Here is a 20,887-nt window from a genome sequence, read left to right as displayed (position 1 = left end):
ACCACCGGGTCATGGGGTGGCGGCCGAGAGCACGCCGGGTGTTCCGACCTGTGACACAAGACTCCTGGCCAGCACCTCGATCCGGGTCACGAACGGCGACGACGGGGCGACGTCTCGCGGCGTACGCCCGCTGACCGCCGCGAGGTCGAGTCCCGACTGGTCGAACGGCAGGTAGGTCGTCGGGACGATCCCGGTGAGCCGTCGCAGGGTCGCGTCGATCTCGCGCTCGCGCCAGCCCAACGACGTACGGGTCATGTTGATGACGAGGGTCGGCACGCAGCCGGGCACCGCCTCGGCCAGGTCGTGCAGGCCGCGTACGAGTCGGGCGAGACCCACGGGGTCCGGCCGGCCGACCGCCACGATCGCGTCGGCCTGGTCAAGGACCTGCAGTGTCGACTGGTTGCGGTTGCCGGTGTGGCCGGTGCCCGACTCGAGGGAGAAGCCGCAGTCCACGACGAGCAGCCCGGCGTCGGCGCGGAGCCGGGCGAGCACGAGCTCGAACGCACCGGTGCGCACCTGCGGCCACATGTCGGCTCGCGGCAGGCCCGTCAGCAGTCGGAGGTTGTCCTCGATCCCCAACAGGTGGTCGGCGACCTCTGCCGCACGTCCGGTGTTGGCGGCCCGGCAGGCGGCCACGAGTCCGCTGACGTCGTCGGAGATCAGCCCCTAAAGGGCGTCACGCGGCACGACCTCCACCTTCGCCTGCGACAACCCACCAGCCGCGCCACCACCCTTGGCGCGCGCCGTGGTCACCACGATGCGGTCGATCAGCGTGCCGAGCATAGTCCGCCGCACCGCCACCGGCAGGTGACGCCACCCATCCAGCAGCCCCGTCGCGACCTCCACCCGGTCGACCTGGGCTCGACGCCCAGCACGTGCCGACTCCTCGATCTGAGCGACGTACCCGTCACGCTCAGCCACCATCTGGTCACGCGCCCGCTGGTAGTCCTCCACCGGCACGAGGTCCTCGGCCAGGCGTACGGTGAGCCGCTGCAGGTCTCGGTTGATCTTGTCGACAGCCTTGGTCGCACGCCGCACCTCGGCCTCGGCCGACACCACCGCGGCCGCGCTCCTACTCGCAGTGCGCGCCGCCTTCTCGACGTCGGCCGCCTCGACACTCAACCACTCGAGCACGGCCGCCTCGACGACGGACATCTGCACGGCGCCACCGGTGCACCCGGACTCGTCGTGGGACCCGTAGTCACGGTTCCGGTTGCACCTGAACCGAGGGCCCTGGGCGTTGGACTTCCCACCACCGGCCATCGGCCCACCGCAGCGGCCGCACTTCACCATCCCGGACAGCAGGTAGCTCGACGCCTTGGTGCGGGGCGGCACGAAGCGGCCGGCCTCACGTCGATCGAGGTAGGCCTGCCACAGGTCCGGCGGGACGAGGGCCTCGTGGGCGCCGGGGTGCAGCTGGCCACCCCACAGGATCTGGCCCGCAGCGAACCCACTGTCGAGGACGCGATAGAGCATCTTCGGAGACCAGGCGCCGCCCTTGATGGTCTTGAGCCCGCGGGCGTTCATCGACCTGGTGATCTCCACGACGCCGACGCCGGCGACGAAGCTCTCGTACGCCTGCAGGAGGGCTGGCCCGTCGATCGGGTGCGGGCGGTGGATCCCTGCTTCGCGGTCCCACTCGTACCCGTAGCGGGGGTTGCCGTTCGGCACGAGGCCCTTGGCCAGGCGGGACTCGTGGACTTCCTTCCACACCTCGCCGATCCGGTCGGACTCGAACGCTGCGAGCTCGACGAGCATGCCGCGTGTGAGCCGTCCGGTGGCGGTGCCGATGTCGACGGCCTCGGTGGAGGACTCGATGCGGCCGCCGGCGACGTCGGCCCGGTCGGCTGCGAGCGCCCAGTCACGTCGCGACCTCGAGAGGCGTGACCACTTCCAGAGCACGACGATGTCGGCGCCGCCGTCCTCGATCAGCTGCATGACCCGGGTGACGGCGGGCCGCTTCCAGGTGCGGCCGCTGATGCCGGGGTCGGACTCCACGGCGACGACCTGGTAGCCCTGCTGCTGGCAGTACTGCCGGCATGACGCCTCCTGCAGCTCGAGGCTGATGGAGTCGTCGTGGGAGATCGACTGGCGCAGGTAGAGGACCGCCCGCGGCGGGGTCTCCGGGACCGGGCGCAGGCTGACCATCAGAGGTCTTGGCCGTATCTTGATGCGCTCCTGGACCGCTGCCGTTGGGCGCGCAGTCGGCGGAGCCGCTTCACCAGGAGGGGGTCGTGCGCGAGGGCGTCCTCACGGTCGAGCAGGGCGTTGAGCTTCTGGTAGTACTGCGTCTCGGACAGGTCGAACCGCTTGCGGATCTCGTTGGCCTTGGCACCGGTGTACTGCCACCACAGCCGCTCGACGTCGAGCATCTGCTTCTCCTGGTCTGTCAGGTCAGCCGAAGCACGCATCGTAGGCCTTCTGGTATGCGGCTCCACCTTCGCCGTTGCCCTCATAGGCGGTGATCTTGCCGCCGAGCGTGGCAAAGAATCGGTCGTCGTAGGTGATGAACTTTGAGCCGTCTCGGCAGTCGAGGGTCACGGCGGCCTCGATCGTGTCGCCCTTCGAGCAGCCCTCGTAGTCCTTGGGGATGGTCTTGCCGCTGACCCAGACGTCGACGCACTTGGGTTGCGTGCCCGAGCTGGTCGCGGTCGTCGTCGTGGCTGACGACTCCTTGGGTTCGTCGGATCCGCCGCCGCAGCTGGCGAGCATCAGCGTGGCCGAGAGCGCGATGCCGGCTGTGAGTGAACGGTTCATGCGACGTGCTCCTCTGTCAGGTGTGAGAGTCGGCGGACGAGATAGCCCCGCTCGCCGGGGTGCAGGTGTTGCAGGCGTGCCGTCATGGTCTCTACGTCGACGCCCAGGAGATGCGCTCCGTCGTACGTCACGCGGCCGCCGGTGACGGCGAGGACGTCGCCCAGGGGCTCGAGGTCGATGAGCATCTTGGCGGCGTACCGGACGGCTGCCCGCTCGGTCTTGCGGTCCAGGCTGCTGGTGTGGCCGAGGTCGATGTGCGCGATCGCGTGCGCCAGGTCGCATCGACGTTCCCACTTGGTGCGGTCGCGCTCGAGCAGGATGATCTTGCTCTTGACACACATGACCTCGTGGAGGCCGCGGAGCGGGACTCGTTCGATGATCCAGTCGCGGTGACGCTCCCCTGCGTCGTCCCACGGTGAGTACATCAGTCTCGCCGGGCCTTGATGTCGCGCATGAGCATCTGCAGGTACGGGGTTGCTTCCTTCATCAGCTGATCCATCTCTTCATCCGTCAGGTCTTCTCTGACTCGCGTTAGGAATTCGAACTCTGGCCCATCGTCGGCGACGGCACTGACAGAACCGCCTTCCCCAGGCAGCGGCACAGGTGGGGCGTCGGCGAGCTCAAGCCCTTCGAGGACCTCGTAGGGCTCCTCCGGCGTCCACTCCAGTGCGGCCGCCACGAGATCGAGGGTGCCGTTGCCGACGGCCTCTCCTCGCTCGAGTCCGAGCAGCATTCGGGTGGACCTGCCGACGGCGTCCGCCCAGGTCTGGGTGTCGGTGTATCCGGCTCGGATGCGTGCTTGGTAGACGCGGCGGCCGAGCTTGCGCCAGTTGTCGGCGGAGTACTTCTTCATGCGGACACGCTCTCAGGAAGTGATCGGAAGAGTCTAGGCAGTCTCAGAAGAGGAAATCAGAGGTAACCCCAGAAACACAAGGCTGTGGTTCACCCCGCGCCACGCCGTCTGACCAGCGGAAACGTAACCTCTTCCGTTTTCCTCTTGACTTCCTCCTTTCTCCTCTTCTAATCTCTTCCTATGAGCGAGAAGACGAAGCGACAGAACGGCCACACCATCCGGCACTTCCGGATCAAGGGCGGCATGAAGCCCGGTGAGTTCGCGACCCTCGCACGCATCAGCTACTCGACGCTGGACAACATCGAGAACGAGCGACGCAACGCCAGCCCCGAGGTCCTGCACCGCATCGCGATCGCGCTCGACGTCCCCGTCGAAGCCCTCATCCGGGACGCCAAGCTGTTCGCCTCCGAGCAGGTGCCGGCATGACCCGCCCGTCTGCGGCCGCCGTGCAGAAGGCCGGCGAGATCCTCGCCGCCGGCCAGCGCGCCGCCGACCAGATGACCGCACGCGAACTCGCCGAAGCGGCCTGGACCCCGACCTGCGGCGCGACCGTCGACGAGCTCGAGGACGAGATCCGACAGCGCCGCGGCCTCCCCCTGGCTCACGCCTCCTAGACGCCGTCCCGCCCAGCGAGCCGCGAACCCACTGGCGGGACGTGCAAGACCTCCGAAATAGATCGGGGCCCGATCTCCACCGGCAAGCAGCGATCGGACCCCACGAACTGAAAGCAGGATACCAATGACGAACCTCGAGAAGGCAGACCAGGCGCTCGCCGCCCTCACTGCCGCTGACCGGAAGGTCGCCGACCTCGCCCGCGACCTGGGCATCCAGATCGCCGTCGGGCTGCCCGTGCCGCCTGAGGACCGCGAGGCGTACGGCAAGGCTCGCGTCGCGGCCAAGCAGGCCGAGGACGCGTACCTCGCGATCGTCGACGAGCTCATGGCGGTGGCGTCATGACGGGCTTCTGGTTGTGCATCGCGGCGTGGGTGTCGCTCAACGCGGTTGCCCTCGTCGAGCTCGTACGTCACTACCGGTCCGAGCGCCGCGGCGGTGCACGATGACCAGCCTCGTGTCCGTGCCGGCCCCGGCCGAGGTCGTCGACGAGGTCGACTGCTCGTTCTGCGACACCCCGATCAAGCCCGAGGTCGAGGACGGCGAGACCGCCCTCAACTGTGGGTGCGGCAACTGGCACCACTACGACTGCGCACCGGCGTGCTCCGAGTACGTCTACTGGCTGCAGTACTCGGCCGACGAAGACCGCGCCTCCGATGAGCGGGGAGGTGGTTGGTGATGACCGATCCGAAGTTCGCTCAGAACATGCCCGGCAAGGGCCGCTGGTACGTCCACCCGCACACCGGTGAGATGTGGCCGTCCGTGACCAACGTCCTCGACACTGCGGTCTCCAAGCCCGCGCTCGTTCCGTGGGCGGCGAAGGCTGTCGCGGAGAAGGCGATGCGCGAGCTCCCGCTGCTCGTCGCCTCGATGGTGGTCAAGCCCTGCTCACCGAAGCGCGTCGACGAGGAGTGCGGCAAGTGCAAGACCTGCCGCCTCAAGCAGCTCAAGCGCGAGCCTGGGTTCGTCAAGGACACCGCCGCCGACCTCGGCACCCGCATCCACGCGTGGGCTGAGGGTCACGTCCTGGACAGGCCGGTCGTGTACGACCCGGAGGTCGAGCCCTTCGGCCGTCAGTTGCTCCGCTTCTTCGACGAGTACGGCGTCGACCTCGAGAAGGACATCGAGGCGTCCGAGGCCACCATCGTCAACCGCAAGGTCGGCTACGCCGGCACCGGTGACCTGTGGGTGCGCCTCCGTGTCGAGGGGTGGGCGCGGAAGCGTCTGTGCCTGATCGACTACAAGTCGTCGTCGACGCGGCCGCGGGTGTCGGCGTACCCCGAGAACGGGATGCAGCTGGCTGCCCTGGCCAACGCGGAGACGCTGCTGCTGGACGACGGTAGCGAGGTCGAGGCGCCGAAGGGCATCAAGGACGTGTTCGTTCTGACCCTGCGGAAGGACGGTTACGCGCTGATCCCGATGCCGTTGACCGGGACGCTGCAGGAGTCGTTCGCCGGGTTCCAGGGTGCGCTCGCTGCGGCCAACCACCTGCACTCGCAGTACGGCGTCAAGCCTGTCGAGGCTCTGCCGGTCGCTGCTGCGAAGGCGGTGGCCTGACATGACGCTGATGGCCCGCTACTCCGGGGAGTGCCCCGAGTGCGGTGAGAGGTGGTCGGCCGGCGACCTGATCCGCGCCGACGAGGACAAGGCGTGGAAGCACGCCGTATGCCCCACTCCCCGACCCACCGCGGCGCCCTGCGCCTCGTGCTTCCAAATCCCCGCAGCGAATGGCGCTTGCGGCTGCGACCCCATCGACTCGAAGGACTCCTGACATGCCCATCTCACCGATCGTCCTGCAGCGCAGGCAGGCCGAGCTCGGCCGCATCCGACTCGGCCAGAAGAACCCCGAGAAGGGGTTCCCCATGAAGCTCGACCGCTTCCGCTTCACCAGCGTCTCCGAGCAGTACGTCCGCGATCTCGCCGACCTCTACGGCGGCACCGCCCAGGCATGGGACAACAACGGCATCCCCTCGTGGGAGGTCATCACCGAGGCCACCAGCATCCCCGTCATCGTCGTCAAGAACGGCATGTCCCAGTGGATGGAGTTCTGGGCCGGCGGCGGCTGCATGCACCGCTGCGACGGCGTCACGAACATGCTCACCGGTGACCCGTGCGACACCGAGGAGAAGGTCCAGGTCGGCAAGAAGAAGGTCAACCCGCACACCGAGGCCAAGCCGACCACCCGCCTCTCGGTCATGCTGCCCGAGCTCGAGGCGATCGGCGTGTTCCGGCTCGAGACCCACGGCTGGAACGCGGCCGCCGAGATCCCCGCTGTCGCCGAGCTGGCGCAGTTCGTTGGAGACCTGGTCCCCGCGGTGCTGCACCTGGTCGAGCGGCGCGCGATCAAGGACGGCCAGACGTCCCGGTTCGTCGTGCCCGTGCTCGACCTGCAGATCGGTGCGGCCAAGCTGCGCGAGATCGTCGAGGCCAAGTCCGGCATCGGCAACGAGCTGGAGGCGGGGGCATCATCCGGCGCTGCAGCGATCGAGGCGAAGCGGCCTGACTATCTGGCACTGGCCACCGAGGCCGGGGACGTCGACGCAGTCCGCGAGCAGTGGACCAAGGCGGCCGATGCGGGCCACCTGACCGACGACCTCAAGCAGGCGCTCACGGACCTGGCCAAGACGTTGCACCCGACGGACGACCAGGAGCCCGTCGAGGGTGAGCCGGTCCTCGACCCGCCGGACGTGCTCTGGCAGAAGTGCGTGACCGTCGCTGGCACCCTCGGCTGGACCACCGACCAGCTCGAGCTCGCGCTCAAGTCCGACCACGACGCCACCCCCTGGGACGCCACGTCCGAGCAGCTCGACGCGCTGCTCACCACGCTGGAAGCCGAGGCAGCGTGATGACCGCGCCGTCCGTCGACGAGCAGTTCGAGCAGGTCGTCAAGGACCTCGGCCTGGCTGAGCCCCAGCACTCCTACCCGAAGGACTCACCGCTCACGCACACGCTGAACGTGGCCCGCCGCAACGGCACCCCGCACCAGCCGAAGCACTGCGCGTGCCTGTCCTGCACGTACGGCTTCCCCCACGTCGCGCAGGTGATCGTATGAGCTGGGCGGCGCAGACCATGTACGGCTTTGACGTCGAATCAACTGGCGTCGACGTCTTCACGGACCGCATCGTCACCTCGACGATCACCCAGGTCGTGCCCGAGGGTGCAGGGTCGCCCAACTCCAAGCAGTGGCTCGTCAACCCGGGCGTCCCCATCCCAGAGACCGCCACCAATGTCCACGGCATCACCGACGACATGGCCGCCGAAGGCATGGCACCCGCCGAGGCGATCGAACAGATCGCCCACTACGTCACCTGGGTCCTGAACCAGCGTCTCCCCCTGGTTGCGTTCAACGCCGCGTTCGACCTGTCCATGCTCGAGGCCGAGTGCCGCCGGCACGACTTGACACCCCTCGCCGAGCGGCTCACGTCGCACGAGAACTGGCGCTCAGTCATCGACCCCATGGTCCTCGGCAAGGGCGTCGACACGATCAAGAACCATCGCTTCGTCAAGGGCCGCAAGTTCACCCTGCCGGCCCTGTGCGAGTGGTACAAGGTCCCGTTCACCGAGACCCACGACGCCACCGCTGACGCACTCGGCGCGGTCGGCCTGGCGCGCGCGATCGCCGACTCCGACGCCTACCTCGGCGACATGGGCCCCGGGGCCCTTCACCAGCTGCAGAAGACCTGGCGCCGCGAGATGTGCCACTCGTTGCGCGAGTACTTCGACAAGAACGGCATCGAGCACGACGGCGTCGACGGCGGCTGGCCGCTGCACACGCAGCTGCAAGCGGTGACCGCATGACCATCCAGCACCCCACATTCTCCGGCGCCCACTCCGGTCGCCGGCACGAAAGGAAAACCATGAAGCGGATCCTGATGGTCCTCGCGCTCCTGGCTGGAACCGTGTTCCTCGCCACGCCCGCGTCGGCCGAGACACCACCACCCGCGGAGGACGTGACCCAGGTCGCCGAGACGGTGGTGGACGCACCAGCCCCCGAGCCGGTCACGACAGAACCTGTCGTCGAGCCGACGGCCCCTGTCGTCGAGGAGACACCCCCGCCTGCCGAGCCGATCGCCAAGGTCGACACCAAGCAGCCGAAGACCCTCACGACCACCACGCCGCCCGAGTTCGAGAAGTACGAGGTCGAGATCTGCTGGACGATGGACAAGTCCGACGGCGTCGAGGGCACGTACGAATGGCCCCAGACCCGCAGCTCGACGTGCACACCGGCGCCCACCTGCGGCAAGGTCATCGAGATCCAGCGCGACCTGTACTGGATCGAGAGCCAGGACGACGAGGACTACCTCGCCAGCCTCGACGTGCTGAACAGCCCGGCCGACGACGCGCAGCTGTCACCGCACGGCTACTACAGCAAGGTCTTCACGGGCCCGGCCTGCGACAAGCCGGTCACCGCGGCCGCGCCGATGTTCATCGACCCGACCTGCGACAACAACGTCCAGGACTACACGGTGCCCACCATCGAGGGCATCGAGTGGCAGCGGGTCGAGCCGCGCGAGGACATCTGGCCCAAGATCGGCCTGACCGCGATCGCGAAGGACGGTTACGAGGTCGTTGGCCAGGACACGTTCTGGCACACGTACCCGGCGTTGAAGACCGCAGCCGAGTGCAACCCGGTCGACCACAAGCCGACTGACAAGGGCATCGGCACGCCGGCTGCGCTGTCCGAGGACACGCTGCCCGACACCGGTGCACCCGCTGGCGGTGTCGCCGTACTCGGCGCCCTCATGGTCGTCGCCGGCCTCGGCACCCTGCGGCTGCTCAAGCGTCTCTGACGCACCCCCATCGTGGGGCGCCGGTTTCAACCCCCTGGCCGGCGCCCCACCCGTCCTCCACGAAAGAAGCCAACATGACCGCCCTGCTCGTTGCCGGTGCCGCGACCGTCCTCTGGACCGCCGTTGGCCTCGTCTGCCGCGACCTCCGCGAAGGAGGCCAACTGTGAGCACCGTCCTCGCGATCGACCCCGGCAACACCGAGTCCGGCTGGACCCTGATCGACGCCACCACCTGCAAGCCCCTCCGCTTCGGCAAGACCCCCAACGTCGAGCTCCGCCGCATGCTGCTCGACGGCATGGCCGACGACTACCTCACCGCCGACCACATCGTCATCGAGATGATCGCCAGCTACGGCATGTCCGTCGGCGCCGACGTCTTCGAGACCTGCGTCTGGATCGGCCGGTTCGTCGAGTCCGCCCGCCACTTCGACGGCAGCGGCCGCGTCTTCCCCCAGCTGATCAAGCGCCACCCGGTGAAGATGCACCATTGCCACTCCGCCCGGGCCAAGGACTCCAACATCACCCAGGCCCTCGTCGACCGCTTTGCCCCCGACGCCACCAACCACGGCAAGGGCACCAAGGCCCAGCCTGGCTGGTTCTACGGCTTCGCGAAGGACGTCTGGCAGGCGTACGCCCTGGCCGTCTACGCCGCCGACACACGCGCGCTCGCCGAGAGCGGAGCGCCGTTCTGATGGGCAGCCAAGACCCCCGCTACATGAAGCGCTGGCGCTACGACCGATCGCACGGGAAGCTCCGGCTCGCCGACGCCACCCCCGCACGCCTCCACATCGCCACCTGCCTCGGCCAGGGCATGTCGCTGCGTGCGATCGCCGCGGCCGCGGGCGTCTCAGTCCAGGCTGTCCACACGATCCACCACGGCCAAGTCAAGGCCCGTCACGCCACGATCGCCGCCATCCGTGCCGTGCAGCCAGGTGTGACCCGCGAGAACACCCCCGGCACCACCGAACCGTTCGTGCCCAAGGTCGGCGCCGTACGCCGTATCCAGGCACTCCTCGCCCTCGGCTGGACCCACGCCTCCATGACCGAACACACCGGCATCAGGACCGCCGTCATGATGCACCAGCGCGGCAGGTGGATCACCCTCACCACCCACGAGGCGATCGAGCGGATGTACGACGAGCTGTCGATGACACCCGGCCCATCCCACCTCACCCGCGGCCGCGCAGCCCGCCTCGGCTACGTCCCCCCGCTCGGCTGGGACGACATCGACAACGACGAAGCACCCACCGTCCTCGACGAGCTGCCGCACACCCTGCGCGAGCTCGACGAGGTAGCCGTCCAGCGCGCCATGAACGGCGACCGGACCGTCGCCCTCACCAAGCCCGAACGCGAAGAAATCGCCCGCCGGTGGGAAGCGCAGGGCCGCCCCCTCAACGAGCTCGAGCGCGTCACCGGAATCAACGCCCACCGCTACCGCGACAAGGAGTCGGCATGAGCATCCCCAGGCAAACCGCCACCATGCTGCCCCTCGCGCAGCTCGTCCCCCACCCGAACAACGTGCGCAAGCAGATCGGCGACATCTCCGAGCTGGCCGCGTCCATCCGCCAGAACGGCCTGGTTCAGCCGATCGTCGTCACGCAGCGCCCCAACCGGATCGGCCAGTGGCTCATCCTCGCCGGCCACCGCCGCGCCAAGGCAGCCGAGCGGGTTGGCCTCGCGCAGGTGCCGTGCATCATCCGCCACGACGTCGGCCACCTCGCCGACCACCTCTCGCTCATGCTCGTCGAGAACTGCCAACGCACCAACCTCGGACCCGTCGAGAAGGCCGAAGCGTTGCGCGAACTCATCGACCTGGGCCTCACCCAGGCAGAGATCGCACGCACGACCGGCATGCACGCCTCCACCGTCAACGCGCTGTTGCTGATCACCGAGCTCGACGAGCAGACGATCGAGGCCGTCCGTGCTGGCGAGCTCACCGCCGGCGCCGCGCAGGAGGCCGTCCGCAAGGAGCGCGCCGCGAGCCGCGAGCGCATGGACACACCGACACGCGGCCGCCCGATCCAGGTAGAGCCGCCGTACTTCACCAGGTCCCACCCGCTCGCCGCCGTGGTGCGCGACCAGTGCGACCACTCCACCCGCCCGAAGCTCGGCGCCGTCGGGTGCGGTCAGTGCTGGGAGCAGGCCATCCGTGACGAATCCCAAGGAATCGGGGGGGGGGTCTCACATGCAGCCGCTTCGTAACACGCCCCGTGTCGAGGTCGACGAGGTCGCGGTGCAGCGCCGCATCGACGGCGACAAGACCGTCCAGCTCAACTACCTCGAGCGCCGCACCGCGGTCGAGCTGCTGGCACCACGCGGCCTGTCCGACTCGCAGATCGGTGACCTCCTCGACCTCACCAGCAGTGCGGTCGCCAAGATCCGCGATCGCCACCAGATCGAAAGCCGCGTAACCGCATGACCCACCCACAAGGAAGGAACACCATGACCACGATCCAGATCAAGCCCGAGAAGCTGGCCATCTTCGACCAGCTCCTCCTCGACCACGGTTCACACAAGAACTTCGACGACGGCCACTGCGCCATGGAGGTCGTCGCCTGGCTCGCAGACGAAGGTCACACCGACGCACCCGACTGCGCCTCGCCGTTCCTGCGCCGCTACCTCATCGCCCTCAACGACCGATGGGACGTCGAGAAGCGCCAGACCCTCAAGCCCTACCTACTCCGCACCATCGGCACAGGCGGCGACGGCAAGGACTCCCTGCGCGAACGCATCGCAGCCGAGTGGGCCACCAAGAAGCTCCTCGCCCCCTGGCTGCGACTGGCCAAGCTCGACAAGGAGGCTGACGCGCTCGAGGCCGTCGACCTGTCTGACATGGACGAGGTTCGCCGGCTGATCCGTGTGGCCTCCGACGCGGCCTGGGCGCTGCGCAGCAAGCGTCGCGGCGAGCTGCGCACGATCGTCAAGGCCCGAGTCATGGAAGAACTGGCAAAGACGAAGCAGCCTGCTGTCGCTGCCGCTGTCGCTGCCGCTGTCGCTGCCGCTGACGCTGCCGCTGACGCTGCCGCTGTCGCTGCCGCTGCCGCTGTCGCTGACGCTGTCGCTGTCGCTGCCGCTGCCGCTGACGCTGCCGCTGACGCTGTCGCTGCCGCTGTCGCTGACGCTGCCGCTGTCGCTGCCGCTGCCGCTGCCGCTGTCGCTGCCGCTGTCGCTGCCGCTGTCGCTGCCGCTGTCGCTGACGCTGCCGCTGACGCTGCCGCTGACGCTGCCGCTGACGCTGCCGCTGACGCTGACGCTGACGCTGAGGGCTACAGCGATCCGTGGGGCAAGACCTACTCCGCGGCGTACAAGGCCGCGAAGGCCTACTACGCGGAGCACCCGCTCCCCATCAGCCAGCAGGTCGCCGACCTCGCTGCTGAGCAGAAGGACGCGGCCCTCCAGCTGCTCGACCTGCTCATCGACCCGGACGCCACAGCAGCATGAGCGACCTGACCAAGATCGCCAAGCGGCACCCGGACATCCCCCAGGACACGCTCCCGATGGACTTCCCACCGGCCGATCAGGGGGGGGGGTGAGGGCGTGAAGGAGCGACCGCTCAAGTCCGTCGCCTGGGCCAGATGCCCCAACCACGTGCCCGGCGGCAAGAACCAACTCACCGGCCTGGTCCACGACAACGGGCAGCTCGTCTTCCGCGACCACACCAAGCGGGTCGGCAAGCAGACCGTGCCCTGCCCCGGCTCCGGCCAGGTCTGGACCGGAGACACCCGCGAAGGCCCTGCATAACCAACCCAGCACGACCCACCAGGAAGGACCGCAGTATGACCACCCGAACCGTCCAGGACATCAGCATCAACCTCGCCCTCCGAGTCGACCACTGCATCACCTGCGGCGTCGTCTTCGGCGTCGGTGACGACTTCCGAGCCCGCCGCAAGGAGGACCACCGCAACTACTACTGCCCGAACGGCCACCAGCAGCACTACATCAAGGGCAGCAGTCAAGCCGAGAAGCTCCAGGCCGAGCTCGAGCGCACACGCACCCGCGAGAAGAACCAGCGCGAGTACGCCGAGCGGGAGCGCGAGAGGCGCCTCAAGGCCGAGCGCGAGAGGGCAGCGGCCCGAGGCCAGGTCACCAAGATCAAGAACCGTGTCGGCAACGGCGTCTGCCCCTGCTGCAACCGCACGTTCGCGAACCTCGGCCGGCACATCTCCGGACAGCACCCGGACTTCATCAGCAAGTAGCAGCACCGCAGCACCTGTCCCGGGTCAGCATCGACGACTGACCCGGGGACGAACCTTCCGGGAGGACCCACAGCATCGTGCGCGACGACGCCCCCTACACCGACACCGACGCCCCACCAGGCGACAACGTCACCCCGCTACGCCCACCAGCCCTGCACAACCCCGACGCCGAACGCGCACTCCTCGGCGCACTCCTCCTCGAACCAGGCCGAGCACCCCAACTGCACGACCACCTCGAGCCCCACGACTTCGACGACCCCCGCTACGAGCAAATCTGGGACGCCATCTACACCGTCCTCCTCCGCGACGGCGTCCAACCCGACTACCTCATGGTCACCAACCACCTCCGCGAGACCGGCCAGCTCACCAAGCTCGGCCGACTCCTCCCCGAGCTCATCGACGCCTGCCCCACCCCCGCCAACGCCGAGCACTACGCCGCCCAGGTACGCAACGCAGCACGCCTCCGACAAGCCGATCAAGCACTCAACCGCGGCCTCCAACTCGTCAGAACAGCCACACCCGACACCGTCGACAGCTCCATGGCGGAAACCCTCCAGACCCTCGACGACCTCTCCGCCCGCGTCGGCCCCAGACACAACGCCACCATCCGCGTCCCCACAATCGACGACATCCTCGCCGGCGACGACGAAGACGCCTACGACTGGGTCATCCCCGGCCTGATCGAACACCAGGAACGCGTCATCCTCACCGCCGAAGAAGGCGCCGGCAAGTCCACCCTGCTCCGCCAGATCGGCATCACCGCAGCCGCCGGCATCCACCCCTTCACCGGCGAAGCCATCGACCCAGTCCGCGTGCTCCACGTCGACGTCGAGAACTCCCTGCGCCAGTCACGCCGCCGCTACCGCCCCCTGCGCATCCAAGCCGGCGCCAACCTCGACCCCGACCTCCTCCGCGTCGAGATCCGCATGGCCGGCATCGACCTCACCTCCGCCGAAGACCGCGAATGGCTCCTCCGCACCACCGCCGCCGTCCAACCCGACCTCCTCCTCATCGGCCCGATCTACAAGCTCGCCAACGGCGACCCCACCGAAGAGACCTCCGCCAAACCCGTCGCCATGATCCTCGACCAGGTCCGCGAAGCCACCGACTGCGGCCTCATCCTCGAAGCCCACGTCGCCAAAGCCCCCTCCGGCCAGAAGAAGCGACCCCACGAACCCTACGGCTGGTCCGGGTGGCTCCGCTGGCCCGAGATCGGCATCTACCTCGACAAGGATGGCAAGCTCACCCACTGGCGCGGAGCCCGCGAAGAACGCGACTGGCCCCACAAGATCGAACGCGGCGGCCACTGGCCCTGGACCGCCGCCCTCACCGGCCCCGACCAACTCTGGATCGCCATCCAGAAGGCCCGCATGGACCACGGCAAACCGATGTCCCAACGAGACCTCGTCGAAGCCACAGGCATCCCCAAGACCACCATCGCCCGCCTCGTCGGACCCGGCGGCAAGTACGCCCACGGCTGGCCCGGCTACAACAACTCCAACAAGGTCACGGACAAGCGATGAGCACCCGCGCAGCCTGGTCCACACCTGGTCCAACGACCGGACCACCCACCCCGGTCCAAAGTGGTCCACCACGCAGTGGACCACCCTCTGACCTGCGGCGATGCAACATACCGACGGTTGGTCCACCCCCACCCCGTGGACCATATCAAGACACCCTGATTTTCCCTGCAATCCCAGTGGTCCACTCTGGTCCCCCTTTAGGGGGAGGGTGGCTCCCGCTCCCGCCCACCACCCCCGCCCCTCAAAAGGCGGGCCCGCCAACACACCAGGAGGAAGCATGAACAACACCCCAGACCAGCCCGACACCGCGACCGGTCGTGACGGCGTCCACGCGCACGAGGGGGCGGAGCACCCGACCGACGAGGCACGCATGGCCGAGGTGATCGCTGACCACGGGTACTCGTGGAGTGACGGCCTCGACTTCCTGATCTGCGACTGCGGCTGGACGATGGACGCGGAGATCGGGCCCGAGGAAGGACTCGCTGAGCGCGACCCGGTGAAGGCCGTCACGGATGGCCGAGAGGTGCCCGTGGTCGTCCGCCATAGGGCACACGTCGCCTACGAGCTCACCGCTGCTGGGTTCGGGGACGTGGCCGCAGCCAACGCGAGGGCCGAGGCTGCGGAGGATCGGACCAACTGGGCGATCGACCAGGAGGAGCAGGCCCGCACTGCGCTGGAGGCCGTGCGCAAACTGGTCGACACGGAGATCGCCGACGACCTGGCCGCGAACGTTCGGAGCGCTCTCGGCAACGTCCGGTGCCTCGACTGCAACCTCCGCTACGACGAACGCCAAGACTACGGCTGCCTACAGGACGGCCGCGGCCACGACGGGTTCACCGACGAGATGATGGCCGAGGCTGCCGCCGAAGCGACAGCGCAGGGTGTCGAGTACGTGACCCTGTCGGTCGCCACCCTTCGCGGCCTCCTGCCCACCGCTAGCTCGGAGGCCCGGTCATGAGCGACCAGCTCCGTGACGGTGCCACCGTGCCCTGGGACTTCGTCCTCACCCAAACCCGCATCGACCCACCAGCCGGCACCGCCCTGCCACCCCGGGTCCTCCGCTCCCCGGCCCAGTCGACCAGGCGCAGACTCATCGCGGCCGGCATGTGGAGGCGACCATGACCTCGTTCCACAAGTCCTACGTCGGCCTCTGCCCCACCTGCGGGAAGCACTGCTACCTCACCAAGCAGGACGCCAAAGCGATCCGCCGACGCATGCCCCACGACGAGCACCTCAGCGTCTACCGGTGCGGCCAGTACTGGCACCTCGGCAACCTGCCCAAGCCCGTCATCAGCGGCCGGATCGACCGGTCCAAGATCCTGCCACCCCGAAGGAGAACACGATGACCACCGCCCGCCCAACCCGCACCGGACCCCTCGTCAACCAGGACGACCTCCGCAACCGCGTCACCAACGAACGCCTCCGCCGCGGCCAGCTGCGCGTCGTCCACCCCGTCCGACACCACGACCCCGTCACGATCGCCGGCGCCGTCGCGATCGACACCACGATCATGGTCGACGTCCTCGACTGCGTCACCGACCTGACCAGCGCCACCATCCGCCGCGAGTCCTTCACGATCGCCCACGCCAACGACGACGGCTCGACGACCTGGATCCAACAACGCCACATCACCAGCAGCCCCTCACTGCTCGAGCAGCTCTGGTCCGCGGTCGAAGCATCCGGATCCACCGAGGGCGGCCAGCGGTCGTTCGCGTCGAAGCCATCGGCCAGGCTCGACGCGATCGACGCCGCCCAGCGCATCGACACAGGCGCGTTCACCTGGCTGCGTCGCCTCGGCCTCGTCGACGTGTACGACGACAAGACTCTGCCCGACACCGCCGCCGCGGTGAAGCGGCTCGGCTCCCTGCTGCCGTCAGCCGAGAAGTGCGGCCGCAAGCGGGCCGACCGTGAACGAGCCTGCTGCCCACAGCACGAGCTCGAGCTGGACCTGCGGTCGTGGTGGACGGCCGCCAGGATCCTCACCGGGTGGGACTCCCCGGCGTGGAAGCCCGACAACACGTGCCCGGTGTGCGAGGTCCGCGGGAGCCTGCGCATCAAGCTCGAGCACCGGTCAGGCATGTGCGTCGACTGCGGATCCACGTGGCCGGCCGAGACGATCGGGCTGCTCGCGGATCACATCCGGGCGGAGAACCACGAGGACGAGAGCGAGGCCAGCTGATGCCCGAGCTGGATCGGATCGGTGAGATCCCGCCATGCTCCTACCCCGGCTGTCCACTTGACGGCGTGACGTTGGCGTACGCCCGCTACCCCGGCGTCGGCGTTCCCGTGTGTTCGCTGCACGTCACCTGGAGGCCACCGCTCGCCGAGTGACGACACGCCGCCGCGGTCACGGTCACTTGCATTCCGCGTGATCGTGCCTCACCATAGGCCGTGGCGGGAGAAGTGTCTCTAGCCACAGTCAGACCCCGGAGCCCAGGCGGCCCGGGGTTTCGTCATTCCAGGACAGGCCAGGCGCCGTCCTCCCCGCTGCGAGGTGACCCGCCATGGCGTTGCCACCCATCAGCGACACCGACCGCGCGCTGATCCTCAAACTCCACGGCGAAGGCAAGTCCCGCAACGACATCGCCCGCGAGACCGGCCGCGCGGCAGCGACCGTCACCAAGACCGTCCACGCTGCCGGCCTGACGTTCGACCGGAGCAAGACCGAAGCCGCCACTGCCGCGAAGAAGGCCGACGCCGCCGCACTGCGTGCACAGCTCGAGCTTGACTACCTCGAGGACGCCCAACGGTTGCGCCGGCAGTTGTGGGAGCCGTGCATCGCGTTCAACTTCGGCGGCAAGGACAACACCTACAACAGCACCGAGCTCGACGAGCCGATCTTCGCCGACAAGCTCAAGATCATGCAGGCGTCCACCTCGGCCGCCAACGCGTCGCTGCGCATCGAAGCCGCCCGCAACGACGGCGGCACCGCGGCCGCGCGATCGCTCATCACCGACCTGGCCGCAGCGTTCGGCTTCAAGCCCGCTGACCCCGATGCCGACGCCTGACCTGGTCTCGCCGCTGTCGGCGAAGCAAGACCAGTCGATCCGCGAATCGTTGGGCCGCGTCAACATCTGGGACGGGTCGATCCGCTCCGGCAAGACCATCGCCTCGATCATCCGGTTCCTCATCGCCGTGCTGCTGTGCCCCCGCGGTGGCGAGATCGTCATGATCGGCCGCACCCGCGACGCCGTCTGGCGCAACGTCATCTCCCCGATGCAGGACACCGGCCTGTTCGGCCAGGCCTCACTCGCGGTGATTGGGAACTACGGCGCACCGACCGTCCGCATCCTGGGCCGCACCGTCCACGTCCTCGGCGCCCACGACGTGAAGTCCGAGAAGGTCATCCGAGGCATGACCGTCGCGCTGGCGTACGTCGACGAGGTCACCGTCATCGGTGAGGAGTTCTTCACCCAGCTCCTCGGCCGCATGTCCGTTCCCGGCGCGCAGCTCTTCGGGACCACGAACCCGGACTCGCCGGCCCACTGGCTGAAGAAGAAGTTCCTCGACCGGATGGGCCAGCTGCCCGACTGGCGCCGGTTCCACTTCACCCTCGACGACAACCCCTCGCTCGCCGCCGCCTATGTCGAGTCGATCAAGCGCGAGTTCACCGGTCTCTGGTACCGCCGCTTCATCCTCGGCGAGTGGGTCCAGGCCGAGGGCGCGATCTACGACATGTGGGACCCAGAGCTCCACGTCGTCACCCTCGCCGACCTGCCCGACATGGAACGCGTGCTCGCGCTCGGCGTCGACTACGGCACCACCAACCCGACCCGCGGCCTCCTCGTCGGCCTCGCCAAGCAGAAGCTCTGGACGATCGACGAGTGGGCCCCACCGACCGGGCAGACCGACGCCGCCCAGTCGCTGTCGCTGCGCACCTGGTTGGCGAAACGGACACAACCTTCGTGGCGTGACCCCGAGTGGGTGTTCGTCGACCCGGCGGCCGCATCGTTCAAAGTCCAGCTGTTCACCGACGGCATCAACAACGTCGCGAACGGAGCCAACCGGGTCCTCCCCGGCATCCGCACCATCGCGTCACTGCTGTCCACCGACCAGCTCATGGTGGTCGGCGAGAACTGCCCGCACCTGGTCGAGCAGATCCCCGGGTACGCGTGGGACCCGAAGAAGACCGAGAAGGGCGAGGACGCCCCGCTCAAGGTCAACGACCACGAGGTCGACGGGTGGCGCTACGCGATCCACTCGGCCCGCGCTCTGTGGCGTGACGACATCCCGACCCTGACCGCATCCCCGACCGCGCCTGGCGCTGACGACGAGACCCCCTGGACGGAGGCAGCCTGATGCGCCCCACCATGATCCCCGACAGCCTGGTCCAGCCCGGCACCGTGCGGCAGATCGTCGCCGCACCCGACGGCGACCTGACCAACGATCAGATCCGACCCGTCGAGGCGCTCATCAAACGCGGTGAGGCCGACCTCGCCGAGCTGTCGATGATGCTCGAGCTCGAAGACGGCGAGCTGGAGCACCTCGCCGCCGGCGGGAAGATCTGGCTCACCATGCTCGGTGGCATCGCACCCTTCCGGGTCGAGGTCCTCGACGAGGGCCAGGTGCCCTGATGCCGCTCCCCCGCCCGAACACCCTGTGGCCGCCGGCCGACTTCGGCAACGTCGCAGCGAAGTACGCCGAGCACTCCGCCTGGTACTCCGGCGACCCCGGCGAACTGCAGCGGGTCTACACCCGTGTCCAGTCCACCACCCGCATCGACAAGCCCGCCCAATACAGGGGCGGCGCCGTCGGTGCGGTGGCCCGCTTCTGGTGGGGCCGGCCCCTCGGTGACCTGACGAAGCGCCGCGACTTCCTCCACGTGCCGCTGGCGTCCGACATTTGCCAGGCGTCCGCTGACCTGCTGTTCGCTGAGCCGCCGTCGATCAAGTCCGACCACGCTGGCACACAGACCCTGCTCGACGACCTCGCCGACAACGGCATCCTGTCAACCATGGCCGAGTCGGCCGAGCTGTCAGCCGCCCTCGGTGGCGGGTTCCAGCGCGTCACCTGGGACGCGAACCGTCCCGAGGGTGCGTTCATCACCAACATCGACGCCGACGGCGCGTACCCCGTGTTCCGGTGGAAGGAGCTCGTCGAGGTCACGTTCTGGTGGGAGGTGCAGGCCGACGACCAGGTCGTCTGGCGTCACCTCGAGCACCACGAGCTCGACAGCCAGGGCGTGGGCGTGATCTTCCACCAGCTGTTCAAGGGCACCAAGGACAACCTCGGCACCGTGCACCCGCTCGAGGAGCACCCCTCCACCCAGGCCCTCGCCGGTGCCGTCGACGCCGAGTCGAAGATCTCCACCCAGTCCCCCGGCCTGGCCGTGGAGTACTTCCCCAACCAGTACCCCCAGCGCCTCCTCCGCAAGGACCCCCTCGGCCGGAACCTCGGACGCTCCGACCTCGCCGGCATCGAAGGCATCATGGACGCCATCGACGAGGCCTACTCGTCATGGATGCGTGACGTCCGGCTCGGCAAGGGCCGCATCATCGTCCCCGGCTACATGCTCCAGTCCGCCGGCCGCGGGCAGGGCGCATTCTTCGACCTCGACCAGGACGTCTACGAGAAGCTCAACGTGCCCCCATCGACCGAGGGTGACGGGGTCCCGATCACAGACGTGCAGTTCGAGATCCGTGTCGAGCAGCACGCCGCCACCGTCACCGGCCTGGTCAAGGCCGCGCTGCGTACGGCCGGCTACTCGGCCGAGACGTTCGGCGAGGACGCCGGCGGTGGGATGAAGACCGCGACCGAGGTCGTGTCGGAGCAGAACCGGTCGTACCTGACCCGCGATCGCAAGATCCGGTTGCTGATGCCCCGCCAGCTGCGGATCCTGCGCAAGCTGTTGGCCGTCGACAAGGCCATCTTCAGCAAGGACGTCGACCCCGAGCAGGTCGACATGGAGTTCGCGGACGCCGTCCAGGCTGACCCCGAAGCGTTGGCGCGTACGGCCCAGGCGCTGCGGGTCGCGCAGGCCGCGTCGACCAAGACTCTCGTCTCCGCGCAGCACCCGGACTGGGACGCGAAGCAGATCGACGACGAGGTCGCGCTGATCGTGGCGGAGAACAGCATGAGCGTGGACCTCCCACCGATGCCCGGCGACCCGGAGGCCGAGCCGGCTGACGTGCCGCCAGCACCGGAGTAGCGTTCACCC

The 20,887-nt window shown here is 68.4% G+C and carries 31 protein-coding genes; 25 read left to right on the top strand and 6 right to left on the bottom strand.

Annotation, left to right across the window (positions count from 1 at the left end):
• Nucleotides 1-9 precede the first annotated feature (9 nt).
• Genes BOSE46_RS11015 through BOSE46_RS10990 form a run of 6 tightly spaced genes read right to left on the bottom strand, consistent with a single transcriptional unit; the run spans nucleotide 10 to nucleotide 3,610 of the window.
• Entirely contained in the window at nucleotides 10-636 is a 627-nt protein-coding gene (locus tag BOSE46_RS11015; protein WP_159540287.1) for a hypothetical protein, read from the bottom strand.
• 30 nt (nucleotides 637-666) lie between these two features.
• Nucleotides 667-2,148, bottom strand: coding sequence for a recombinase family protein (locus BOSE46_RS11010; protein ID WP_159540286.1), 1,482 nt, complete (start codon nucleotides 2,146-2,148; stop codon nucleotides 667-669).
• Complete coding sequence (locus BOSE46_RS11005) at nucleotides 2,148-2,411, bottom strand: DUF3263 domain-containing protein (protein ID WP_201299611.1); 264 nt, start codon at nucleotides 2,409-2,411, stop codon at nucleotides 2,148-2,150. Before BOSE46_RS11005 ends, BOSE46_RS11010 begins: the two co-directional genes overlap by 1 nt.
• Nucleotides 2,395-2,757 carry a hypothetical protein gene (locus BOSE46_RS11000; protein WP_159540284.1) on the bottom strand — a complete coding sequence of 121 codons (363 nt, stop codon included), beginning with the start codon at nucleotides 2,755-2,757 and terminating at the stop codon, nucleotides 2,395-2,397. Before BOSE46_RS11000 ends, BOSE46_RS11005 begins: the two co-directional genes overlap by 17 nt.
• Complete coding sequence (locus BOSE46_RS10995; RefSeq protein WP_159540283.1) at nucleotides 2,754-3,182, bottom strand: ImmA/IrrE family metallo-endopeptidase; 429 nt, start codon at nucleotides 3,180-3,182, stop codon at nucleotides 2,754-2,756. The genes BOSE46_RS11000 and BOSE46_RS10995 overlap by 4 nt, the downstream gene beginning before the upstream one ends.
• Nucleotides 3,182-3,610: a hypothetical protein gene (locus BOSE46_RS10990; RefSeq protein WP_159540282.1), complete on the bottom strand. Its 429-nt coding sequence runs from the start codon at nucleotides 3,608-3,610 to the stop codon at nucleotides 3,182-3,184. The genes BOSE46_RS10995 and BOSE46_RS10990 overlap by 1 nt, the downstream gene beginning before the upstream one ends.
• Before the next feature lie 180 nt (nucleotides 3,611-3,790).
• Between BOSE46_RS10990 and BOSE46_RS10985 the strand changes: the two genes are divergently transcribed.
• The 25 genes from BOSE46_RS10985 to BOSE46_RS10865 all read left to right on the top strand — a co-directional run bounded on the left by BOSE46_RS10985 (nucleotide 3,791) and on the right by BOSE46_RS10865 (nucleotide 20,878).
• Nucleotides 3,791-4,036 carry a helix-turn-helix domain-containing protein gene (locus BOSE46_RS10985; RefSeq protein ID WP_159540281.1) on the top strand — a complete coding sequence of 82 codons (246 nt, stop codon included), beginning with the start codon at nucleotides 3,791-3,793 and terminating at the stop codon, nucleotides 4,034-4,036.
• Nucleotides 4,033-4,224: a hypothetical protein gene (locus BOSE46_RS10980; protein ID WP_159540280.1), complete on the top strand. Its 192-nt coding sequence runs from the start codon at nucleotides 4,033-4,035 to the stop codon at nucleotides 4,222-4,224. The genes BOSE46_RS10985 and BOSE46_RS10980 overlap by 4 nt, the downstream gene beginning before the upstream one ends.
• A gap of 124 nt (nucleotides 4,225-4,348) precedes the next feature.
• On the top strand, nucleotides 4,349-4,567 hold the full coding sequence (locus BOSE46_RS10975) for a hypothetical protein (protein WP_159540279.1): 219 nt from the start codon (nucleotides 4,349-4,351) through the stop codon (nucleotides 4,565-4,567).
• 100 nt (nucleotides 4,568-4,667) lie between these two features.
• Nucleotides 4,668-4,901, top strand: a complete 234-nt coding sequence (locus BOSE46_RS10970; protein WP_159540278.1) for a hypothetical protein — start codon at nucleotides 4,668-4,670, stop codon at nucleotides 4,899-4,901.
• Entirely contained in the window at nucleotides 4,901-5,779 is an 879-nt protein-coding gene (locus tag BOSE46_RS10965) for a hypothetical protein (protein ID WP_159540277.1), read from the top strand. Before BOSE46_RS10970 ends, BOSE46_RS10965 begins: the two co-directional genes overlap by 1 nt.
• A 215-nt stretch (nucleotides 5,780-5,994) precedes the next feature.
• Complete coding sequence (locus BOSE46_RS10960) at nucleotides 5,995-7,068, top strand: hypothetical protein (protein ID WP_159540276.1); 1,074 nt, start codon at nucleotides 5,995-5,997, stop codon at nucleotides 7,066-7,068.
• Nucleotides 7,068-7,274, top strand: coding sequence for a hypothetical protein (locus BOSE46_RS10955; RefSeq protein ID WP_159540275.1), 207 nt, complete (start codon nucleotides 7,068-7,070; stop codon nucleotides 7,272-7,274). Before BOSE46_RS10960 ends, BOSE46_RS10955 begins: the two co-directional genes overlap by 1 nt.
• Nucleotides 7,271-8,020: an exonuclease domain-containing protein gene (locus BOSE46_RS10950; RefSeq protein ID WP_159540274.1), complete on the top strand. Its 750-nt coding sequence runs from the start codon at nucleotides 7,271-7,273 to the stop codon at nucleotides 8,018-8,020. Before BOSE46_RS10955 ends, BOSE46_RS10950 begins: the two co-directional genes overlap by 4 nt.
• A gap of 59 nt (nucleotides 8,021-8,079) precedes the next feature.
• Nucleotides 8,080-9,012 (top strand): hypothetical protein, encoded by a 933-nt coding sequence (locus tag BOSE46_RS10945; protein ID WP_159540273.1) that lies wholly within the window; start codon nucleotides 8,080-8,082, stop codon nucleotides 9,010-9,012.
• 163 nt (nucleotides 9,013-9,175) lie between these two features.
• Nucleotides 9,176-9,703: a hypothetical protein gene (locus BOSE46_RS10940; protein WP_159540272.1), complete on the top strand. Its 528-nt coding sequence runs from the start codon at nucleotides 9,176-9,178 to the stop codon at nucleotides 9,701-9,703.
• On the top strand, nucleotides 9,703-10,467 hold the full coding sequence (locus BOSE46_RS10935) for a hypothetical protein (RefSeq protein WP_159540271.1): 765 nt from the start codon (nucleotides 9,703-9,705) through the stop codon (nucleotides 10,465-10,467). The genes BOSE46_RS10940 and BOSE46_RS10935 overlap by 1 nt, the downstream gene beginning before the upstream one ends.
• Nucleotides 10,464-11,213 (top strand): ParB/RepB/Spo0J family partition protein, encoded by a 750-nt coding sequence (locus BOSE46_RS10930; RefSeq protein WP_159540270.1) that lies wholly within the window; start codon nucleotides 10,464-10,466, stop codon nucleotides 11,211-11,213. Before BOSE46_RS10935 ends, BOSE46_RS10930 begins: the two co-directional genes overlap by 4 nt.
• Complete coding sequence (locus tag BOSE46_RS10925) at nucleotides 11,197-11,430, top strand: hypothetical protein (RefSeq protein WP_159540269.1); 234 nt, start codon at nucleotides 11,197-11,199, stop codon at nucleotides 11,428-11,430. The genes BOSE46_RS10930 and BOSE46_RS10925 overlap by 17 nt, the downstream gene beginning before the upstream one ends.
• 23 nt (nucleotides 11,431-11,453) lie before the next feature.
• Complete coding sequence (locus BOSE46_RS10920; protein ID WP_159540268.1) at nucleotides 11,454-12,452, top strand: hypothetical protein; 999 nt, start codon at nucleotides 11,454-11,456, stop codon at nucleotides 12,450-12,452.
• Nucleotides 12,453-12,548: 96 nt separating this feature from the next.
• A complete protein-coding gene (locus tag BOSE46_RS10915) occupies nucleotides 12,549-12,752 on the top strand; it encodes a hypothetical protein (RefSeq protein WP_159540267.1) in 204 nt (67 codons plus the stop codon).
• 35 nt (nucleotides 12,753-12,787) lie between these two features.
• Entirely contained in the window at nucleotides 12,788-13,207 is a 420-nt protein-coding gene (locus BOSE46_RS10910; protein ID WP_159540266.1) for a hypothetical protein, read from the top strand.
• Nucleotides 13,208-13,284: 77 nt separating this feature from the next.
• Nucleotides 13,285-14,730 carry an AAA family ATPase gene (locus tag BOSE46_RS10905; RefSeq protein WP_159540265.1) on the top strand — a complete coding sequence of 482 codons (1,446 nt, stop codon included), beginning with the start codon at nucleotides 13,285-13,287 and terminating at the stop codon, nucleotides 14,728-14,730.
• 277 nt (nucleotides 14,731-15,007) lie between these two features.
• A complete protein-coding gene (locus tag BOSE46_RS10900; RefSeq protein WP_159540264.1) occupies nucleotides 15,008-15,688 on the top strand; it encodes a hypothetical protein in 681 nt (226 codons plus the stop codon).
• Nucleotides 15,685-15,852, top strand: coding sequence for a hypothetical protein (locus BOSE46_RS10895; protein ID WP_159540263.1), 168 nt, complete (start codon nucleotides 15,685-15,687; stop codon nucleotides 15,850-15,852). The genes BOSE46_RS10900 and BOSE46_RS10895 overlap by 4 nt, the downstream gene beginning before the upstream one ends.
• The gene (locus BOSE46_RS10890) at nucleotides 15,849-16,076 is read left to right on the top strand and encodes a hypothetical protein (protein WP_159540262.1); all 228 of its coding nucleotides are present in this window, start codon (nucleotides 15,849-15,851) and stop codon (nucleotides 16,074-16,076) included. The genes BOSE46_RS10895 and BOSE46_RS10890 overlap by 4 nt, the downstream gene beginning before the upstream one ends.
• Nucleotides 16,073-16,909, top strand: a complete 837-nt coding sequence (locus tag BOSE46_RS10885) for a hypothetical protein (protein WP_159540261.1) — start codon at nucleotides 16,073-16,075, stop codon at nucleotides 16,907-16,909. Before BOSE46_RS10890 ends, BOSE46_RS10885 begins: the two co-directional genes overlap by 4 nt.
• A gap of 325 nt (nucleotides 16,910-17,234) precedes the next feature.
• The gene (locus BOSE46_RS10880; protein WP_159540260.1) at nucleotides 17,235-17,738 is read left to right on the top strand and encodes a helix-turn-helix domain-containing protein; all 504 of its coding nucleotides are present in this window, start codon (nucleotides 17,235-17,237) and stop codon (nucleotides 17,736-17,738) included.
• Complete coding sequence (locus BOSE46_RS10875; protein WP_159540259.1) at nucleotides 17,725-19,029, top strand: PBSX family phage terminase large subunit; 1,305 nt, start codon at nucleotides 17,725-17,727, stop codon at nucleotides 19,027-19,029. The genes BOSE46_RS10880 and BOSE46_RS10875 overlap by 14 nt, the downstream gene beginning before the upstream one ends.
• On the top strand, nucleotides 19,029-19,304 hold the full coding sequence (locus BOSE46_RS10870) for a hypothetical protein (protein WP_159540258.1): 276 nt from the start codon (nucleotides 19,029-19,031) through the stop codon (nucleotides 19,302-19,304). Before BOSE46_RS10875 ends, BOSE46_RS10870 begins: the two co-directional genes overlap by 1 nt.
• Nucleotides 19,304-20,878, top strand: coding sequence for a phage portal protein (locus BOSE46_RS10865; protein WP_159540257.1), 1,575 nt, complete (start codon nucleotides 19,304-19,306; stop codon nucleotides 20,876-20,878). Before BOSE46_RS10870 ends, BOSE46_RS10865 begins: the two co-directional genes overlap by 1 nt.
• Nucleotides 20,879-20,887 lie beyond the last annotated feature (9 nt).

The organism is Aeromicrobium sp. 9AM, from assembly GCF_902506105.1.
In the GTDB taxonomy this organism is placed as follows: domain Bacteria; phylum Actinomycetota; class Actinomycetes; order Propionibacteriales; family Nocardioidaceae; genus Aeromicrobium.
The sequence above is the reverse complement of the archived record's forward strand: the minus strand, read 5'-3'. Positions and strand labels throughout refer to the sequence as shown.

Bases quoted from the DNA above. Each gene is read 5' to 3' on its own strand.
- BOSE46_RS10875 (WP_159540259.1), top strand. From the start codon at position 17,725: ATGCCGACGCCTGACCTGGTCTCGCCGCTGTCGGCGAAGCAAGACCAG.
- BOSE46_RS10865 (WP_159540257.1), top strand. From the start codon at position 19,304: ATGCCGCTCCCCCGCCCGAACACCCTGTGGCCGCCGGCCGACTTCGGC.
- BOSE46_RS11000 (WP_159540284.1), bottom strand. From the start codon at position 2,757: ATGAACCGTTCACTCACAGCCGGCATCGCGCTCTCGGCCACGCTGATG.
- BOSE46_RS10935 (WP_159540271.1), top strand. From the start codon at position 9,703: ATGGGCAGCCAAGACCCCCGCTACATGAAGCGCTGGCGCTACGACCGA.
- BOSE46_RS10970 (WP_159540278.1), top strand. From the start codon at position 4,668: ATGACCAGCCTCGTGTCCGTGCCGGCCCCGGCCGAGGTCGTCGACGAG.
- BOSE46_RS10930 (WP_159540270.1), top strand. From the start codon at position 10,464: ATGAGCATCCCCAGGCAAACCGCCACCATGCTGCCCCTCGCGCAGCTC.
- BOSE46_RS10910 (WP_159540266.1), top strand. From the start codon at position 12,788: ATGACCACCCGAACCGTCCAGGACATCAGCATCAACCTCGCCCTCCGA.
- BOSE46_RS10975 (WP_159540279.1), top strand. From the start codon at position 4,349: ATGACGAACCTCGAGAAGGCAGACCAGGCGCTCGCCGCCCTCACTGCC.
- BOSE46_RS10900 (WP_159540264.1), top strand. From the start codon at position 15,008: ATGAACAACACCCCAGACCAGCCCGACACCGCGACCGGTCGTGACGGC.
- BOSE46_RS10990 (WP_159540282.1), bottom strand. From the start codon at position 3,610: ATGAAGAAGTACTCCGCCGACAACTGGCGCAAGCTCGGCCGCCGCGTC.
- BOSE46_RS10885 (WP_159540261.1), top strand. From the start codon at position 16,073: ATGACCACCGCCCGCCCAACCCGCACCGGACCCCTCGTCAACCAGGAC.
- BOSE46_RS10895 (WP_159540263.1), top strand. From the start codon at position 15,685: ATGAGCGACCAGCTCCGTGACGGTGCCACCGTGCCCTGGGACTTCGTC.
- BOSE46_RS10880 (WP_159540260.1), top strand. From the start codon at position 17,235: ATGGCGTTGCCACCCATCAGCGACACCGACCGCGCGCTGATCCTCAAA.
- BOSE46_RS11010 (WP_159540286.1), bottom strand. From the start codon at position 2,148: ATGGTCAGCCTGCGCCCGGTCCCGGAGACCCCGCCGCGGGCGGTCCTC.
- BOSE46_RS10985 (WP_159540281.1), top strand. From the start codon at position 3,791: ATGAGCGAGAAGACGAAGCGACAGAACGGCCACACCATCCGGCACTTC.
- BOSE46_RS10950 (WP_159540274.1), top strand. From the start codon at position 7,271: ATGAGCTGGGCGGCGCAGACCATGTACGGCTTTGACGTCGAATCAACT.
- BOSE46_RS10870 (WP_159540258.1), top strand. From the start codon at position 19,029: ATGCGCCCCACCATGATCCCCGACAGCCTGGTCCAGCCCGGCACCGTG.
- BOSE46_RS10965 (WP_159540277.1), top strand. From the start codon at position 4,901: ATGACCGATCCGAAGTTCGCTCAGAACATGCCCGGCAAGGGCCGCTGG.
- BOSE46_RS10920 (WP_159540268.1), top strand. From the start codon at position 11,454: ATGACCACGATCCAGATCAAGCCCGAGAAGCTGGCCATCTTCGACCAG.
- BOSE46_RS10980 (WP_159540280.1), top strand. From the start codon at position 4,033: ATGACCCGCCCGTCTGCGGCCGCCGTGCAGAAGGCCGGCGAGATCCTC.
- BOSE46_RS10925 (WP_159540269.1), top strand. From the start codon at position 11,197: ATGCAGCCGCTTCGTAACACGCCCCGTGTCGAGGTCGACGAGGTCGCG.
- BOSE46_RS10890 (WP_159540262.1), top strand. From the start codon at position 15,849: ATGACCTCGTTCCACAAGTCCTACGTCGGCCTCTGCCCCACCTGCGGG.
- BOSE46_RS10995 (WP_159540283.1), bottom strand. From the start codon at position 3,182: ATGTACTCACCGTGGGACGACGCAGGGGAGCGTCACCGCGACTGGATC.
- BOSE46_RS10955 (WP_159540275.1), top strand. From the start codon at position 7,068: ATGACCGCGCCGTCCGTCGACGAGCAGTTCGAGCAGGTCGTCAAGGAC.
- BOSE46_RS10960 (WP_159540276.1), top strand. From the start codon at position 5,995: ATGCCCATCTCACCGATCGTCCTGCAGCGCAGGCAGGCCGAGCTCGGC.
- BOSE46_RS10945 (WP_159540273.1), top strand. From the start codon at position 8,080: ATGAAGCGGATCCTGATGGTCCTCGCGCTCCTGGCTGGAACCGTGTTC.
- BOSE46_RS11005 (WP_201299611.1), bottom strand. From the start codon at position 2,411: ATGCGTGCTTCGGCTGACCTGACAGACCAGGAGAAGCAGATGCTCGAC.